The organism is Sphingomonas sp. HITSZ_GF, assembly GCF_029543155.1.
Lineage (GTDB): Bacteria > Pseudomonadota > Alphaproteobacteria > Sphingomonadales > Sphingomonadaceae > Sphingomonas.
The window spans coordinates 105,212-121,906 of record NZ_JARQXA010000008.1; the positions used below are offsets into that span (position 1 = coordinate 105,212).

Consider the following 16,695-nt stretch of genomic DNA (forward strand, 5'->3'; position numbering starts at 1 on the left):
AGAGCCCGGCGATCAGCCGAGGATTTGGATCTGGTCGATGCTGTCGACGGCGATGCGCGTCTGGAAATGCGAGCCGACGGGCACGCGGCGGGCAATGCCCTTCACGCGCACGCGCTTGCCGACCAGCACGTCCTCGGCATGACCGCCGAGCTTGTCCTTGAGCGCGTTGCGCGCCGTGCTGTGCAGCTCGATCGTGAGGTTGCCGGGATCGCGATAGTCGGCCGCCGAGTTGAGATAGGCGCTGAACCCGCCCGCGCCGCCCGAGGCGACGACGAACTCGAATACGCCTTCCACTTCGCCGGTCTTCGAGGCGGCGACCGCCTCGATCGTCTGGGCCGGGCCCATCGCCGCCTGTGCCTGGGCAAGCGCCGGCGAGGCAACCACCGTGGCGAGTATCGCGGCTATCGTCCGTGCGCGCATCACTTCCTTGCCTCCTTCCGGGCCTTCATCTTCTCACGGAACGACCGTGCCCAGCCCGGCTTGACCTGTTGATCGGCCCGGGTGATGCCGAGCGCGTCGCTCTCGACGTCGCGCGTCACCACCGAACCAGCGCCCACGATCGCCCCGTCGCCGATGGTGACGGGCGCAACCAGCGCGCTGTTGCTTCCTACAAAGGCGCCGTTTCCGATCACTGTCCGGTACTTTAAAAATCCGTCATAATTGCAGGTGATCGTGCCCGCGCCGATATTGGCCCCGGCCCCGACGGTGGCGTCGCCGATATAGCTGAGATGGTTGGCCTTGGCGCCCGGGCCGAGCACCGCCTTCTTGATCTCGACGAAATTGCCGACCTTGGCCCCCTGCTCGATCCGCGCGCCGGGGCGCAGCCGCGCATAGGGCCCGATATCGGCGCCCGACAGGATCTCGGCACCTTCGAGATGGCTGAAGGCGTGGATCACCACCCGGTCCGCCACCGAGACGCCGGGGCCGAACACGACGTTCGGCTCGATCGTCACGTCGCGGCCGACCACCGTGTCATAGGCGAACCACACCGTCTCCGGCGCGACCAGCGTGGCGCCCTCGACCATAGCGCGGGCGCGGCGGCGCTGCTGCCATTCCTGCTCGAGCCCGGCCAGCTCGCCGCGGCTGTTGACCCCCGCCACTTCGATCGCATCGGTCTCGATGCCGACCGAGAAGCGGCCCTCGCGGCGGGCCAGCTCGACCAGGTCGGTGAGGTAATATTCGCCGGCGGCATTGTCGTTGGTGAGCTGGGCGAGGAGGCGGAACAGGTCCGACGAGCGCACCGCCATCAGGCCCGAATTGCAGAGGGTTACCGCGCGCTCCTCGGGCGTCGCGTCCTTGTATTCGACGATCTTGTCGAGCCGGCCGTCGGGGCCGACGATCACCCGGCCATAGGCGCCGGGATCCGCCGGGCGGAAGCCGAGCACCACGACGCTGGGGCCACCATCGCCGTGGAGCGCGTCGAGCATCCGGCGCATCGTCGAGGGCGTGACGAGCGGCACGTCGCCATAGAGGATCAGGACATCGCCCCGGAAGCCGGCGAGCGCCCCCTCGGCCATGCGCACGGCATGGCCGGTGCCGAGCTGCTCGGCCTGCTCGGCGGTCTCGACCCCGAGCGGATGCACCGCCGCCTCGACCTGCTCCTTGCCAGCGCCGACCACCACGACCTCGCGCTCGGCGCCGAGCGCCTTCACCGCGTCGATCAGGTGGAGCAGCATCGGCCGGCCGGCGATGGGATGGAGCACCTTGTGGGTGTCGGACTTCATCCGCGTGCCCTTGCCGGCGGCGAGGATGATTGCTGCGATCGGTGCCGTCATTTGTCCTCCGTGGCCTCGTCCCCTGCCACGATAACCTTGCCAATTCCATAGCCCGGCTGGCAGGCAGCACCGCCATGGCTGATTTCCCCTTCGACATCGTCGGCTTCGACCTGGACGGCACGCTGATCGACACGAGCCTCGACCTGCTGAACGCAACCAACCACGCACTGGGGCTGGCCGGGCGGCCGCTGCTCGACGTGGCGGCGGTGAAGACGATGGTGGGGCGCGGCGCCAGACACATGCTCGAGCAGGCGCTGGAAGCATCGGGCGGCTATGACGCGGCACTGATCGACCGGCTGCACCCCGCGCTGCTCGACTGGTACCGCGACCATATCGCCGACCATTCGCAGCCCTTTCCGGGCATGCGCCAGGCGCTGAACGCGCTGGGGCCAAAAGGCGTGACGGTAGCGATCGTGACCAACAAGCGCGAGGACCTGGCGGTGCGGCTGATCGAGACGCTGGGCCTGAGCGCGCGCTTCGAGACGATCATCGGCGGCGACACGATGGGCCCGGGCAATGCCAAGCCCTCCCCCCTGCCGATCCAGGAGATGATCCGGCGCTGCGGCGGCGGGCGGGCGGCGTTCGTGGGCGATTCGATCTTCGATGTGCAGGCAGCGAAGAATGCCGGGGTGCCGAGCATCGCCGTGCGCTTCGGCTTCCTGTCGCAGCCGGTGGAGGAACTGGGCGCGGATGCGGTGATCGATTCCTTCGCCGAGCTGGTGCCGGCGCTGGAGCGGCTGGGGGCCTAGACCTCCAGCGCCCCACCCCTGTAGCCGCTACTCCCGGTGCTTCAGCTGGTGGAGCAGCACGGCATTGCCTTCGCTGTCCTGGATCACGCGCATCCGGCAGACCGGCGACTGGATCAGGTCGCTCTTGAAGGTGACGCCCTTGGCTTCGAGATCGGCGCACAGCGCGTCGAGATCCTCGACCTCGAAGGCAATGGTGCCGCCGGCATCGGCCGCGGGCTTGTCCCCGGTCACATCAGTGAGCGCGAAGCAGCCGCCGCCTGGCAGATCATATTCGACCCAGGGAATGCCTTCGGGCGCACGGCTGATCGGCAGGCCGAGCGTCTGCTCGTAAAAGGCGCGGGCCCGGGCGAGATCGGTGACCGGGTACATGGTGAAGGCGACCTTGCGGAACATCGCATCCCTCCTGCCGAAAGCCCACGCAGCATAGCGCGCCCGCTCCAACAAGGCAAGGATTTGTTCCCTTTTTGTTTCAATGCCTTCAGCCGACCGGGCGATAGCCCTTGCGGTATTTGGTCCAGAGATGGCGGGCGAGCATGAGCGGGGGCATGCGCAGCCAGTGCGAGCGGATGTAGAAGGCCAGCCGGGTGAGCCGGCGGGTGCCCCTGCCCCAGCCGTCACGGGCGGTGAGGCGGCGGAGATGGAGGCGATCGATCAGCGTAAGGCGTTGATATTCGGTGGGGACCTCGGTGCCGTACAGGGCATGGCCGAGGCGCAGGGCGCGGGCCATTTCGCGCTCCAGCGCGTGGTGGCGGGCGCGCTCGACCAGGCCCTGGGTGCCACCATCCCGGACCAGACAGTGAAAGTCCCAAAGGTTGCGCATGCCGCCGGCCAGATCGCCGTCCGCGAGGAGATGGGCAACGGCATGAACCAGCACATCGAGATGCGAAAGTATGCGCAGGCCGTTCTCGAGCGGCTCGCTGGCGGCGATCAGCGCATCCGCATCGGGGCGGATCCGCGCGGTCAGCGGCAGGATGGTGTGGTGGACGTCGATCATCCGGTCACGCTCGCGGTGGATGAGCGGCGGCAGCTCGTGCATCCAGCGGCGATAATAGGCGTCGTCATAGGGATCGGGCTTCACCCATTCCCAGCCCGCGGCGAGCAAGGCGGCCTCCGCCTCCTCGATCCGATCGCGCGGCACGAGGATATCGAGATCGCCGATATTGCGGCCGGTCGCGGGCGAGAGGCCTGCCGCGGCAAAAGCGGTGCCCTTGAGGAGGATCACCGGCATGGCGAGCGGCACCAGCGCGCGGCGGGCCATCTCCGCCTCCCACAAGGCGGCCAGGCGGACCTGCTCGGCCGAGGCGATCGCATCGTCGACCAGACGCTGGACCTGGGCCGGGAGCACCAGCCCGTCCAGGCGGCTGGCGAGCGTTCCGGCCATCTGCTCCGCCCGCGCCACGGCGAAGAGTTCGGTCCACTCGCGTCCGGAAAAGCCGCCCGAAGCGGCCGGATCGCGCAGCACCGCGGCAAGGCGCCAGCCGGCGTTCATGGCGCTGCCTCGACCAGGGCCTCGACAAGCGCGATGCCAGTGTCGGTGTCCGGATAGTCTATTGCGCGCGCCGGGACCGATCGGACGAGACGCGTGAGCGCATCGAAGCCGCGCTCGGCCAAATGGACATAGTTGGTCGAGGCCTGGGTCAGGCGGACAAAGGCTTCGCTGGGCGGCACCGGGCGCTCGGCCGCATCGAAGCCGAAGCGCGGGAAGAGCAGCAGTGCGGGCTCGGCCGGATCGGCCATCGCCGCGATCGCGCGGGCATCGGGAACGAGATGGCGGATATCGCCCTTGGGCGTGCCGGCGAGCAGCGGCCCGAACCGGGCATCGGGCAGCGCGGCGCGAACGACCGCGATCGCCTCGTTCTTGAGGCTGACCAGGCGGGGAAAGGCATGCGCTGCGCCGGTGGCGGGATCGATCAGCACGAACTCGTCGCCCATCAGCCGCCAGCCGCGCGCCATCAGCAGCGCCGCGAGCGTCGACTTGCCGGCGCCCGAGATGCCGGTCATCAGCACCGCCTTGCCGTTCCTTTCGACCGCCGATGCGTGCAGCAGCAGATAGCGGCGCTGGGCGAGCGCCATCTGCAGGTTCATCCCCATCTCGGCGGCGAGCAGCCCCTGGGCGAGCGGCAGCGGTGCGGCATCGGGAATGGTGAAGTCGCCGCCGATATGGACCGCCGGGCGAATGAACCTGCGCCAGGGCCGCGCGGCGCGGAGATGGACGTTGAAGTCCGGAATCTCGGGCCGGGGATAGTCGCGGTAGAGATCCTCGAGCGCGGCGACGGGGCCGCGCCAGTCGCTGCCGATGCGGAAGCCGGCGGGGCCGATCCGGAGATACGCGACGTGCCTCACAGCCGCTCGACCAGCCCGGCCTGGACGAGCTCGTCGAGCCTGATCGCCAGCGCGAGCGGATCGGCATCGAGCAGGTCGTAGCGTTCGGAAAGGCGGGCGAGCAGCTGATCGACGCTTAGGTCGTCGCCGGCCAGCGCCTCCAGCATCTCGGGTACCGGCGCGTCGACGACATGGGTGATGCCCGAGGCGCGGTGATAGATCAGGGTGAGCGCATCGAGCGGGACGATGCGGAGGGTTTCGGGCCGGGCGGCGCGGTAGGTGGTCATGCGGCGCCTGCCCCTGAGAAAACCGTCACCCCGGCCTTGTTCCGGGGTCCACCAGGAGGCGAGCCATGGACAAGAGGCTCAAGCCATTCCGGTGCGGCGCGGTGGACCCCGGCACAAGGCCGGGGTGACGAAGAAGGAAGAAAGCCCTTCGGCGATCGCATACCAAAGCGGCTCAGCCGCGCGGCATCTGCAGCGAGGCGAAGCAGGTGAAGCCGCTGGTGCCCGATTGCAGGCGGCGGATGTAATTGGTGTAGGCGCGGCTCTGTTCGTAGGTGGTGCCGGGCAGCGTGCCGCCGTTGAGCGCGTTCTTGACCTCTTCCGCCTTGAACGGCCGGCCCGCCGCGGGAAAGGCGCCCTGGGTGCCGGCAGGCACGAGCTTGCCATCGGCGGCGACATATTGGCCGGCGCGGCCCGGATCGGGGACCGGGATCTCGCAGTTCATCACCGAAGCATTGGTCTGCGCCAGCGCCGGGCGGATCGAGACGATCGCCGAGGCGCTCGCGGCGCCCAGCATCAGCGCGCGGCGGCTTGCCTTGGGGAGCTGGTCTTCGTCTGCCATGGCGCATTGTCCTGCGCCCGGTGGCGTTTCGCAATCGTAAATCGACGATCGCGATCGTCGTCCCCGCGAAAGCGGGGATCCATCTCGTGCGCTATTGGCACAAACTGCCGGTGCGCCCGCGGGCAGTCCAGGAGATGGGCCCCCGCTTTCGCGGGGGTGACGATTAGTTGTGGGGTGACGGAACGAGAAGCCCCCCCTAGAAGAACCGCCCATGCCCCACTCGACCGGCACCAAGGCGCTCCTGGCGCTCGGCATCGTCGCCATCGGCGCGCTGGCGGGGCTGTTGCTGCATGGCGACCTGCAGACCAGCCTGCTGATGCTGGTATGCGGCGTGGCCGCCGTGCTGCTCGCCACTGCGAGCAGCGACGCGATGGGGCCGCTCGATGCTGCCCCCGCCGCCGCCGAGGGGCCGGGCATCGGCGAAGTGCTGGAGGCGATCGCCGAGCCGGTGCTGCTGATCGCCGATCGCCGCGTGGTCGCCGCGAATGCGCCCGCACGAACGCTGCTGGGCCAGCACATCCTGGGCGAGGACGTGCGCGTGGCGATCCGGCATCCCGCGGCCGCCGAAGCGCTGCTCAGTCCGGGTCACGGCGAATCCGCCGAGCCGATCCACCTGGTCGGCCTGGGCACGCGCGACCAGCGCTGGGAGATGCGGGTGGAGACGCTGAGCGACGGGCGCCGCATCGTCCAGCTGAGCGACCATACCGGCAGCTATGCCACCGAGCGCATCCGCGTCGACTTCGTCGCCAATGCCAGCCACGAGCTGCGCACCCCCCTCGCCTCGCTGCTCGGCTATGTCGAGACGCTGGAGGACGGCGCCGGCGACGACCCCGAACTGCGTGCGCGCTTCCTGAAGATCATGCACGGCGAGGCGCGCCGGATGCAGCGGCTGATCGACGACCTGATCTCGCTGAGCCGGATCGAGGCGGAGAAATATCGCGCGCCGGACAATCCGGTGGCGATGGACGAGCTGATCGACGAAGTGTGCCTGGAGCTTTCGGGGGCGCCGCGCGCAGGCGACGTGGTGACCGAGATCGCCGAGACGCAGAAGGTGCGCGGCGACGCCTCGCAGCTGAGCCAGCTGCTCCACAACGTCATCGGCAACGCGATGAAATATGGCCGCGAGGGCACGCCGATCCTGGTGCGCCTGGCGCCCGAGGGGGATTCGATGGTGCGCCTGAGCGTGACCGACCAGGGCGACGGCATCCCCCCCGAGCACCTGCCGCGGCTGACCGAGCGCTTCTACCGCGTCGATCCCGGCCGCAGCCGCACGATCGGCGGCACCGGGCTGGGCCTGTCGATCGTCAAGCACATCGTCGAGCGGCACCGCGGCCGCTTCGACATCGCCAGCACCGTCGGCCAGGGCACGACGGTGAGCGTGATGCTTCCCGTGCACGCTGTCATAAAGACGTAACTGTACTGCAACAGAGCCGGGGCGAACCGCAGGGCGATTCTCGCCCGTTTCCGCCGTTCCCGGGAGACACGACATTTTCGGCAGGCTGGCTCTCGTGGCGACCGCGCTGACGCTGACTGCCTGTGGCGGCAACAGCGCGCGGGAGATCCGCGTGGTCGGCTCGTCGACGGTCTATCCCTTCACCACCGCGGTGGCCGAAGCCTTTGTCAACCAGGGCAGCGGGCACCGCGCGCCGGTGGTCGAATCGATCGGCACCGGCGCGGGGCTGAAGCGCTTCTGCGAAGGCGTGGGCTGGCAGTTCCCCGACATCGCCAACGCCTCGCGGCGGATCAAGAAGAGCGAATATGCCGAGTGCCAGCGCAACCAGGTCGGCGAGATACTGGAAGTGCAGATCGGCATCGACGGCGTGGCGCTCGCCGAGGCGAACAACGGGCCGAAGCTGACGCTGACCAAGAAGGACGTGTACCTGGCGCTCGCCGCGCACCCGTTCGGCAAGGACAGCAACCCGGCGCGGACCTGGCGCGACGTGAACCCGCGCCTGCCCGCCATCCCGATCCAGGTGATGGGCCCGCCCTCGACCAGCGGCACGCGCGATGCGCTGGTCGAGCTGGTGATGGAGCCGGGCTGCGCCGAGGCCGACACGGCCGCGCATGCGATGAAGGCGGCGAAGGACACCAGCCCCTACGACAATCGCTGCAAGCGCATCCGTGACGACGGGCCGTACATCGACAAGGGCGAGAACGACAATCTGATCGTCCAGGGGCTGGCGCAGAACCCCAATGCGATCGGCGTGTTCGGCTATTCCTATCTCGAGGAGAATGCCGACCGGCTGCACGGCGTGCCGATCGACGGCGTCGCGCCGAGCTATGCGACGATCGCCAATGGCAGCTATCCGGGCGCGCGGCCGCTGTTCCTCTATGTGAAGAAGCGCCACCTGCGCGCAGTGCCCGGGCTGGCCGACTTCCTGAAGCTCTATGGCACGATGTGGAATCCGGCGGGCAAGCTCGCCCGGCGCGGGCTGATCGCCGCCCCCGACGCGGTGCGCGCGCGCTCGCTCGAGATCCTGGCGCAGCGCACGCCGCTCGACCCGGCCGGGCTGCACTGATGAACCCGCTGGCGCTCCTCTTCCTGATCGCCGGGCTGGGCCTGATCGGCTGGCTGACCGGCCGCGCCCGCGCCCAGCGCATCGATCGCGGCGGCGCCAAGCGGCTGCATTCGCTGCCCTCGCAGCATGGCTGGTATGTCGCGACCTGGGCGGTGCTGCCGGCTTTGCTGTTCGTCACCGTCTGGGCCTCGCTCTCGCCGGGGCTGGTGCGCAGCGCGGTGCTGGAGCATCCCGCCGCGGCGCAGCTGCCGCAGTTCGCATTCGAGCGCGACGCGCTGCTCGCCGAGGCCAAGCGCGTCGCCGAGAATCCCGAGGATGCCAGGGCTTTCGATCCGCTGGCCCAGCAGCTCGCCGCGCCGACCCGCGCGGCCGAGGCGCGCTACAACTGGATCGGCGGGGGGATCGCGATCCTGCTCGCCTTTTCCTGCGGCCTGTTCGCCTGGTCGCGGGTGCGCGGCGAACTCAAGGCGCGCAACCAGGTCGAGCGGATCGTGATGCTGGCGCTGCTCGTCGCCTCGCTGATCGCGATCCTGACGACGCTGGGCATCTTCCTGTCGCTGCTGTGGGAATCGCTGCGCTTCTTCGAGCAGGTGCCGATCACCGACTTCCTGTTCGGCACGCACTGGAGCCCGCAGGTGATCGAGGCGTCCGACCCCGGCAAGTCGCTGGGCGCAGTGCCCTTGTTCTGGGGCACTTTCTTCATCGGCGCGGTGATCGCGATGCTGGTCGCCATCCCCTTCGGGCTGATGAGCGCGATCTACCTGACCCAGTACGCAGCGCCGCGCGTCCGCGCCTGGATGAAGCCGACGCTGGAGATGCTCGCGGGCGTGCCGACGGTGGTTTACGGCTATTTCGCCGCGCTGACGGTGGCGCCGGCGGTGCGCGATCTGGCGGTGCATCTCGGCATGCCCTTCGCTTCGTCCGAGAGCGCGCTGGCGGCGGGGCTGGTGATGGGCGTGATGATCATCCCGTTCGTCTCCTCGATGGCCGACGATTCGATTGCCGCGGTGCCGACCGCGATGCGCGACGGCAGCCTGGCTATGGGCGCGACGCACAGCGAGACGATCTCGCGGGTGCTGCTGCCCGCTGCCCTGCCCGGCGTGGTGGCGGGCGTGCTGCTCGCCGTCAGCCGCGCGATCGGCGAGACGATGATCGTGGTGATGGCTGCCAGCGGCGCCGCCAACATCACGCTCAACCCGTTCGAGAGCGCCACGACGGTGACCAAGCAGATCGTCGACCTGCTGACCGGCGAGGCCGAGTTCGACAGCCCGAAGACGCTGGCGGCCTTCGCGCTGGGGCTGACGCTCTTTGTCATCACGCTGCTGCTCAACATCGTCGCGCTGCGCGTCGTGAAGAAATACCGGGAGGCCTATGAATAAGCCCGCTCCCGAGGCTGCGCCCGCGCGTGCGCCGACCGACTGGAAGACCGAGGCGATGCAGAAGCGCATCCGCCGGCGCTATGCGCGCGAGCGGCGCTTCAGGCTGTTCGGGATGCTGGCGGTGATCCTGTCGGCCGCGTTCCTCGCCTTCCTGCTGTTCACCATGGTGACCAATGGCTGGCGCGGCTTCACCCGCACCGAGATCGCGCTGCCGCTCGACTTCCCGGCGATGGCGCTGAAGGTCGATCCCGCCCAGCTCGCGACGCCGGGCGCCAACCTGGCGCTGGCGGGGGCGGAGCTGGAGGACAAGGTCGCCAACGCCGCGCTTGCCGCCTATGGCCCGCAGAGCGTGCCGGTGCTGTCCGACGCCGCCTGGCTCAAGGTGCGCGAGGCATTGAAGGCCGATCCCTCGCTGCTCGGGCGCAAGGCGATGCTGTGGGTGCCGGCATCGACCCAGATCGAGCAGGGGCTGCGCGGCAACGATCCCGCCGCGGCGCCGCTGGCGAAGACGCTCGACGGCGCGGGCAAGCTGCACACCGGGTTCAACGCCGGCTTCTTCAGCGAATCGGATTCGACCGACCCGGTGGCGGTGGGCATCTGGGGCGCGCTCAAGGGATCGCTGCTGACCATGGCGGTGACCTTCCTGATCGCCTTCCCGATCGGCGTGCTCGCGGCGATCTATCTCGAGGAATATGCGCCCAAGAACCGCTGGACCGACCTGATCGAGGTTTCGATCAACAACCTGGCGGCGGTACCCTCGATCATCTTCGGGCTGCTCGGGCTGGCGGTGTTCCTGGGCAGCTGGAGCCTGTTCGGCGTGCAGATGGGGCCGCTGCTGCCGCGCTCGGCCGCGCTGGTCGGCGGCGTGACGCTGGCGCTGATGATCATGCCGGTGATCGTCATCGCCAGCCGCAACGCGATCAAGGGCGTGCCGCCCTCGATCCGCGATGCGGCGCTGGGCATCGGGGCGAGCCGGATCCAGGTGGTGTTCCACCATGTCCTGCCGCTCGCCATGCCCGGCATCCTGACTGGCACGATCATCGGCATGGCGCGCGCGCTGGGCGAGACCGCACCGCTGCTGCTGATCGGCATGCGCGCCTTCATCGTGACGCCGCCGGGCGGCTTCACCGACCCCGCCACGGTGCTGCCCGTGCAGATCTTCCTGTGGTCCGACGAAGTGAGCCGCGGCTTCGTGGAGAAGACCAGCGCGGCGATCATCGTGCTGCTGGTGTTCCTGCTCGCCATGAACGGGCTGGCCATCTATCTTCGCAACAAGTTCGAGACCCGCTGGTAATGACCGACGCCGCATCCTCTCCTGCCGCTTCCGCGCACAAGATGTCGGCGCGCGGCGTCAGCGTCTCCTATGGCGACAAGCAGGCGATCCGCGACGTCTCGATCGATGTCGACATGGATCATGTGACGGCGTTCATCGGCCCTTCGGGCTGCGGCAAATCGACCTTCCTGCGCACGCTCAACCGGATGAACGACACCATCCCGAGCGCGCGGGTGACCGGCGACATCCGCCTCGACGGCGAGGACATCTATTCGAGCGCGATGGACGTGGTGCAGCTGCGCGCCCGCGTGGGCATGGTGTTCCAGAAGCCCAACCCCTTCCCGAAGTCGATCTACGAGAACGTCGCCTATGGCCCGCGCATCCACGGCCTGGCGACCTCGCGGGCGGCGCTGGACGGGATCGTCGAGCAGTCGCTCCGCCGCGCCGGCCTGTGGGACGAAGTGAAGGACCGGCTGAACGACAGCGGCACTGCACTCTCGGGCGGCCAGCAGCAAAGGCTGTGCATCGCCCGCGCGATCGCGGTCGACCCCGAAGTGATCCTGATGGACGAGCCGTGCTCGGCGCTCGACCCGATCGCCACCGCCAAGATCGAGGAGCTGATCCACGAGCTGCGCGGGCGCTATGCGATCGTGATCGTCACGCACAACATGCAGCAGGCGGCGCGCGTCAGCCAGAAGACCGCCTTTTTCCACCTCGGCCAGCTGGTCGAGTATGGCGATACCGATAATATCTTCACCGCGCCGAAGCAGGAGCGGACGAAGGACTATATCACCGGCCGGTACGGCTAGGAGCGAGGAACATGTCGACCGGCCAGGAACATACCGTCAAGGCGTTCGATCAGGACATCGGCCAGCTGCGCGCACTCATCTCGCAGATGGGCGGGCTGGCCGAGCAGGCGATCGAGGACGCGATGCTGGCGCTTTCGCGCGGCGATGCCGAGCTGGCCCATGAAGTGCGCAAGAAGGACAAGCAGATCGACGCGATCGAGGCCGAGCTGGAAAAGCTCGTCGTCCGCGTGATCGCGCTGCGCGCGCCGATGGCCGACGACCTGCGCGAAGTGATCGCCGCGCTGAAGATCGCCGCGGTGATCGAGCGGATCGGCGACTATGCCAAGAACATCGCCAAGCGCGTGCCGCTGATCCATGCCGAGGGCGAGGAGCGGATCGAAGTCGTCTCGATCCTGCCTTCGATGGGCCAGCTGGCGGCGGACATGGTGCACGACGTGCTCGACGCCTATTCGGCGCGCGATGCACAGGCAGCGGTGCGGATCTGCGCGCGCGACAACGCGCTCGACGATTTCTACGATTCGATCTTCCGCACGCTGGTGACCTTCATGGTCGAGAATTCGAAGACGATCAGCCAGGTGGCGCACCTGCTGTTCGTGGCGAAGAACCTGGAGAGGATCGGCGATCACGCCACCAACGTGGCCGAGATGGTCTATTTCGCGGCAACCGGCGAGTACATGGCCGAACGCGAGACCGGCGAGGCCGGAGCGAACTGAGCGGGGAATGGGGAAAACATGGCCCGAGTGAAAATGCTTCTCGTCGAGGACGACGCCGCGATCGCGGAGCTCGTCGCCTATCACTTCAAGCGCGAAGACTATGAAGTGAAGCACACCCCCGACGGCGAGGAAGCCCTGCTCCTCGCCAAGGAGGCGACGCCCGACATCGTGCTGCTCGACTGGATGGTCGAGGGGCTGAGCGGCATCGAAGTGTGCCGGCGACTGCGCCGCATGCCCGAGACCGCGAACGTGCCGATCATCATGCTCACCGCGCGCGGCGAGGAAGAGGACCGGGTGCGCGGGCTCGAGACCGGGGCGGACGATTATGTCACCAAGCCCTTCTCCCCGCGCGAGCTGGTCGCCCGTGTCGGCGCCGTGCTGCGCCGCGTGCGCCCGGCGCTGGCCGGCGAGGCGCTGACCTATTCGGACATCGAGATGGACACAGTGGGCCACAAGGTCCGCCGCGGCGGCGAGCTCGTGCAGCTGGGGCCGACCGAATTCCGCCTGCTCAAGCACTTCCTCGAGCATCCGGGCTGGGTGTTCTCGCGCGAGCGGCTGCTCGACGCGGTGTGGGGGCATGACAGCGATATCGAGAGCCGCACCGTCGACGTGCACATCCGCCGCCTGCGCAAGGCGATCAACCACGGCAACCGGCCGGACATCATCCGCACCGTGCGCTCGGCGGGATACGCGCTCGACGCGGGGAACTAGGGCCTTCTCCCGACACCATAGCTCGTCATTCCCGCGCAGGCGGGAATCCATTGGCACCGCCGTCCCGCTTCCTTCGGGAAGCCAGCCAGAATGGATCCCCGCCTGCGCGGGGATGACGGCGCGGTGCACGGACGGGAGGAGAGAAGATGACCGCGATTTAACGAAACCATCCCCTCCCCCCTCGCGTTGCTGGGTCCGGGCGTAACGAACGCGCCCGATTTCAGGAGACGCACCCCATGAAGCTCCTTGCCCTCGCGGCCGCGCTGACCTTCGTCGCCGGCGCCGCGCATGCGCAGACTTCGGCGCAGAAGGCCGAATCCCCAGCCAACAACGATGCCAGCAAGCTGGGCGGCTATGCCCCGAGCGCGCCGCTGTTCAGCACCGGCACCACCCCGCCCCCGGGCACCCAGGTGGTGTTCGTACCGAGCACCCAGACGCCGACCGAGGCCTTCCCGCCGCCGGCGCCCAAGGAAAGCTACCCGGTGTGCAAGCGCGGCCAGTTCGACGGCTGCCGCCAGCGCGGCGGGCGCTGATCGCACGCCGAACGCCCCTTTTTGCGGGACCGAAATGTGCCGGGCGCGCAACGTTGCGCCCGGCACATGCGTTTCGGGGGACGACGGGCGGGGGATGAGAGAGGATAAATCGCAATGAAGTTCATCTTGCTCGCATCGGCCCTGGCGCTTGGCGGCACCGCCTTTGCGCAGGACGTGCCCCAGACCGCGTCGCAGACCGCCCCGGCACCGGCGCCGACGCCCCCGGCACCGCCGACCGACACGGCTACCCCGCCGCCGGCGCCCGACGCGCCTGCGGTCCCAGCCGATCCCGCGACGCCGCCGGCACCGCCGACCACGCCGCCGCCCGCCACGCCGGAAACCCCCGCTGCCCCGGATGCAGCGACCCCGCCCGCGCCGCCGGCCGCGCCGGCAGCCCCCGAGGCCGCGCCGACTCCGCCGGCTCCGCCCGCGGCTGCTGCACCGATGCCTTCCGACCCGAAGAGCTATCCGCGCTGCTCGAAGACCATCAAGGACCATTGCCGCCAGTCGCGGTGAGGGTTTGGGGCGGGTGCACGCGCCCGCCCCAAACCGTCATCCCGGCGAAAGCCGGGATCTCGGGCGACTCTTTTCCCGCCATCGCCTGAGATCCCGGCTTTCGCCGGGATGACGGTGCAACGGGGATGACGGCTGTGGCGTCGGGATGGCGGATGTGGCTAAGCTCTCTGGCAAAGGAGAGCCTGCATGACCATCGACTTCAAGGACCGCGTCGCGATCGTCACCGGTGCCGGCGGCGGGCTGGGCCGCGGCTATGCGCTCGAGCTGGCGAAGCGCGGGGCGAAGGTGGTGGTCAACGACCTGGGCGGATCGCGTGACGGCACCGGTCATTCCGACGCGGCGCTCAAGGTGGTCGAGGAGATCGAGGCGCTGGGCGGCGAGGCGATGTCGAACGGCGGCAGCGTCACCGACTATGACCACATGGTCGCGATGGTCGAGGCGGCCAAGGCAAAATGGGGCCGGATCGACATCCTGATCAACAATGCCGGCGTGCTGCGCGACAAGAGCTTCGCCAAGATGGAGCCCGAGGACTTCCGCTTCGTCGTCGACGTCCATCTGATCGGATCGGCCAACTGCACCAAGGCAGTGTGGGAGACGATGCGCGAGGCGAATTACGGGCGCATCCTGATGACCGCGAGCTCGACCGGGCTGTTCGGCAATTTCGGCCAGGCGAATTACGGCGCCGCCAAGCTCGGCCTCGCCGGGCTGACCAAGACGCTCTACCTCGAAGGCGCGAAATACGGGATCAAGGTCAACACGATCGCGCCGGTGGCGGGCACGCGGATGACCGAGGACCTGTTCCCCGAGGAAGCGTTCAAGGCCTTCGCACCCGAGAATGTCGCGCCTGCCGCGCTGTTCCTGGTGAGCGAGGACGCACCGACCAACATGATCGTCGGTGCCGGCGGCGGCGTGGTCCAGGCCGCCTATGTGACGCTGACCCAGGGCGCCAAGCTCGAAGCGCTGACGCCCGAGGCAGTGCAGGCGCAATGGGCACAGATCACCGACCGCACGGGCGAAATCGTGCCGGGATCGGGGGCGGAGCAGACGATGCTGATTTTGGGGAAATTGCAGAAGGGGTAGCCGACCTCCTTTCCAGTTCGTCATTCCCGCGAAGGCGGGAATCCATTGACGCCGAACTTGCGGATCTTCCTAGACGTCAGCCGCAATGGATCCCCGCCTTCGCGGGGATGACGGAACGAAGGGGCGACTCAACCCGCCTTACCGTATTGCTTCACTAATACACATAGGGTATATCCTCCCCCACAGGAGGAGACTGCCATGTATAGCGAGAGCGATCTGGCCAGTGCCGTGGAAGCGGGGGCGCTTTCGCCCGCCGCGGCCAATGCGCTGCGCAACTATGTCGCCGAGCGCCGATCGGCGCCTGCGGTGGACGAAGAGCATTTCAAGCTGCTCACCGGCTTCAACGACATCTTCGTGGCGATTGCCGCGACGCTGATCCTGGTCGCCGCTGGGCGCATCGGCGCCTATTTCGGCGAGATGCTGATCGGCGCGGGCCCGGAGCCGCGGATTGTCGGCGGCTACATGATCGGCGGGGGCATCGCCGTGGCCGTGACCAGCTGGCTGCTCGCCGAATATTTCACTGCGCGGCGCCGGATGGCGCTGCCCTCGATCCTGCTGCTGTTCGGCTTTGTCGGCGGCGTGGGCGCGACGCTGGCGGGCATCTTCGCCGCCAACATCCCCTGGATCGAGGAGCAGATGCGGATCGCCACCGACCTGCAGCGCCAGCAGCTTGGCGCCGGCATCGCCGCGATCGTCGGCCTGCTGACCGCGGCGGCCGCCTGGATCCACTGGAAGCGCTTCATGGTGCCGATCACCGTCGCCGCCGGCGCGATGGTCGTTGTCGGCATGGGCGTGGCGATGCTGCTCGCGCTGGTGCCCCAGGCCCAGGACTGGGTAAACGAGGCGCTGCTCGTTGCCGGCGTGGCGATGTTCTTCTTCGCGATGCGCTGGGACATGAGCGACCTGGAGCGCCGCACCCGCCGCTCGGACGTGGCCTTCTGGCTCCACCTCGCCGCGGCGCCGCTGATCGCGCACCCGGTATTCCACATGCTCGGCGTGTTCGACGGCGACGTGACCGGCCCGACCGCGGCCGTGGTGATCGCACTCTATGTCGTCTTCGCCTTCGTGGCGCTGGCGGTGGACCGCCGCGCGCTGCTCGTCTCGAGCCTGATCTACGTGCTGTGGGCGATGTACGCGCTGTTCCAGGCGACCGGCGCGGTCGAGCTGGCGGCCGCCCTCACCGCGCTGGTGATCGGCTCGGCGCTGCTGCTGCTCTCCGCCTTCTGGCAGCCGATGCGCCGCATCGTCGTCGGCCTGCTCGGCGGGCTCGAGGAGCGGCTGCCGCCGACCCAACTGATTACGGCCTGATTGGACCCAGGCCGGTTCCTCCTCCGGGAGGAAGAGAGCTCAGGTCCCCAGCCCGGCTCTCAATACCCTGCCCCTCCCGCGCTCCGGCGCGGGAGGGGTTTTTCGTCGGGTGCTCGATAACTTGCTTGTTCCCCGGCAGAAGCCGGGGCCCAGGGGCACGAG

General features: G+C 68.6%; 19 protein-coding genes. 12 read left to right on the forward strand and 7 right to left on the reverse strand.

Translation table 11 applies throughout. The features are described from left to right. Positions 1 to 12: 12 nt before the first annotated feature. Together P6144_RS19315 and glmU are read right to left on the reverse strand one after the other, a co-directional pair. Positions 13 to 423, reverse strand: coding sequence for a hypothetical protein (locus tag P6144_RS19315; protein WP_277769454.1), 411 nt, complete (start codon positions 421 to 423; stop codon positions 13 to 15). Then, positions 420 to 1,775, reverse strand: coding sequence for a bifunctional UDP-N-acetylglucosamine diphosphorylase/glucosamine-1-phosphate N-acetyltransferase GlmU (glmU, locus tag P6144_RS19320; protein ID WP_277769455.1), 1,356 nt, complete (start codon positions 1,773 to 1,775; stop codon positions 420 to 422). The genes P6144_RS19315 and glmU overlap by 4 nt, the downstream gene beginning before the upstream one ends. Positions 1,776 to 1,849: 74 nt before the next feature. Here glmU and P6144_RS19325 point away from each other — a divergent pair, with 74 nt between their 5' ends. Next, the gene (locus P6144_RS19325; RefSeq protein ID WP_277769456.1) at positions 1,850 to 2,524 is read left to right on the forward strand and encodes an HAD-IA family hydrolase; all 675 of its coding nucleotides are present in this window, start codon (positions 1,850 to 1,852) and stop codon (positions 2,522 to 2,524) included. A 27-nt stretch (positions 2,525 to 2,551) separates the two neighbouring features. Here P6144_RS19325 and P6144_RS19330 read toward each other — a convergent pair whose 3' ends face one another. The 5 genes from P6144_RS19330 to P6144_RS19350 all read right to left on the reverse strand — a co-directional run bounded on the left by P6144_RS19330 (position 2,552) and on the right by P6144_RS19350 (position 5,692). Next, entirely contained in the window at positions 2,552 to 2,917 is a 366-nt protein-coding gene (locus tag P6144_RS19330; RefSeq protein ID WP_277769457.1) for a VOC family protein, read from the reverse strand. An 85-nt stretch (positions 2,918 to 3,002) separates the two neighbouring features. Further along, positions 3,003 to 4,013 carry a nucleotidyltransferase family protein gene (locus P6144_RS19335; RefSeq protein ID WP_277769458.1) on the reverse strand — a complete coding sequence of 337 codons (1,011 nt, stop codon included), beginning with the start codon at positions 4,011 to 4,013 and terminating at the stop codon, positions 3,003 to 3,005. After that, on the reverse strand, positions 4,010 to 4,867 hold the full coding sequence (locus tag P6144_RS19340; protein ID WP_277769459.1) for an HprK-related kinase A: 858 nt from the start codon (positions 4,865 to 4,867) through the stop codon (positions 4,010 to 4,012). Before P6144_RS19340 ends, P6144_RS19335 begins: the two co-directional genes overlap by 4 nt. Beyond that, the gene (locus tag P6144_RS19345) at positions 4,864 to 5,133 is read right to left on the reverse strand and encodes an HPr-rel-A system PqqD family peptide chaperone (protein ID WP_277769460.1); all 270 of its coding nucleotides are present in this window, start codon (positions 5,131 to 5,133) and stop codon (positions 4,864 to 4,866) included. Before P6144_RS19345 ends, P6144_RS19340 begins: the two co-directional genes overlap by 4 nt. A 172-nt stretch (positions 5,134 to 5,305) precedes the next feature. Continuing rightward, positions 5,306 to 5,692: a hypothetical protein gene (locus tag P6144_RS19350; RefSeq protein WP_277769461.1), complete on the reverse strand. Its 387-nt coding sequence runs from the start codon at positions 5,690 to 5,692 to the stop codon at positions 5,306 to 5,308. A gap of 211 nt (positions 5,693 to 5,903) precedes the next feature. Here P6144_RS19350 and P6144_RS19355 point away from each other — a divergent pair, with 211 nt between their 5' ends. The 11 genes from P6144_RS19355 to P6144_RS19405 all read left to right on the forward strand — a co-directional run bounded on the left by P6144_RS19355 (position 5,904) and on the right by P6144_RS19405 (position 16,533). Continuing rightward, positions 5,904 to 7,106 carry an ATP-binding protein gene (locus tag P6144_RS19355; RefSeq protein ID WP_277769462.1) on the forward strand — a complete coding sequence of 401 codons (1,203 nt, stop codon included), beginning with the start codon at positions 5,904 to 5,906 and terminating at the stop codon, positions 7,104 to 7,106. Between the two features lie 94 nt (positions 7,107 to 7,200). After that, the gene (locus tag P6144_RS19360) at positions 7,201 to 8,211 is read left to right on the forward strand and encodes a PstS family phosphate ABC transporter substrate-binding protein (RefSeq protein ID WP_277769463.1); all 1,011 of its coding nucleotides are present in this window, start codon (positions 7,201 to 7,203) and stop codon (positions 8,209 to 8,211) included. Next, positions 8,211 to 9,590, forward strand: coding sequence for a phosphate ABC transporter permease subunit PstC (gene pstC, locus P6144_RS19365; RefSeq protein WP_277769464.1), 1,380 nt, complete (start codon positions 8,211 to 8,213; stop codon positions 9,588 to 9,590). Before P6144_RS19360 ends, pstC begins: the two co-directional genes overlap by 1 nt. Next, complete coding sequence (gene pstA / locus P6144_RS19370; RefSeq protein WP_277769465.1) at positions 9,583 to 10,884, forward strand: phosphate ABC transporter permease PstA; 1,302 nt, start codon at positions 9,583 to 9,585, stop codon at positions 10,882 to 10,884. The genes pstC and pstA overlap by 8 nt, the downstream gene beginning before the upstream one ends. Further along, positions 10,884 to 11,672, forward strand: a complete 789-nt coding sequence (gene pstB / locus P6144_RS19375; RefSeq protein WP_277769466.1) for a phosphate ABC transporter ATP-binding protein PstB — start codon at positions 10,884 to 10,886, stop codon at positions 11,670 to 11,672. Before pstA ends, pstB begins: the two co-directional genes overlap by 1 nt. A gap of 11 nt (positions 11,673 to 11,683) precedes the next feature. Further along, positions 11,684 to 12,385, forward strand: a complete 702-nt coding sequence (gene phoU / locus P6144_RS19380) for a phosphate signaling complex protein PhoU (RefSeq protein ID WP_277769467.1) — start codon at positions 11,684 to 11,686, stop codon at positions 12,383 to 12,385. 18 nt (positions 12,386 to 12,403) lie between these two features. After that, complete coding sequence (gene phoB, locus P6144_RS19385) at positions 12,404 to 13,096, forward strand: phosphate regulon transcriptional regulator PhoB (protein WP_277769468.1); 693 nt, start codon at positions 12,404 to 12,406, stop codon at positions 13,094 to 13,096. Positions 13,097 to 13,332: 236 nt separating this feature from the next. Continuing rightward, complete coding sequence (locus P6144_RS19390) at positions 13,333 to 13,629, forward strand: hypothetical protein (RefSeq protein WP_277769469.1); 297 nt, start codon at positions 13,333 to 13,335, stop codon at positions 13,627 to 13,629. Between the two features lie 114 nt (positions 13,630 to 13,743). Next, on the forward strand, positions 13,744 to 14,145 hold the full coding sequence (locus P6144_RS19395; RefSeq protein WP_277769470.1) for a Fe-S oxidoreductase: 402 nt from the start codon (positions 13,744 to 13,746) through the stop codon (positions 14,143 to 14,145). Positions 14,146 to 14,331: 186 nt separating this feature from the next. Continuing rightward, positions 14,332 to 15,225 (forward strand): SDR family NAD(P)-dependent oxidoreductase, encoded by an 894-nt coding sequence (locus P6144_RS19400; protein ID WP_277769471.1) that lies wholly within the window; start codon positions 14,332 to 14,334, stop codon positions 15,223 to 15,225. Positions 15,226 to 15,423: 198 nt separating this feature from the next. Next, complete coding sequence (locus P6144_RS19405; protein ID WP_277769472.1) at positions 15,424 to 16,533, forward strand: hypothetical protein; 1,110 nt, start codon at positions 15,424 to 15,426, stop codon at positions 16,531 to 16,533. Positions 16,534 to 16,695 lie beyond the last annotated feature (162 nt).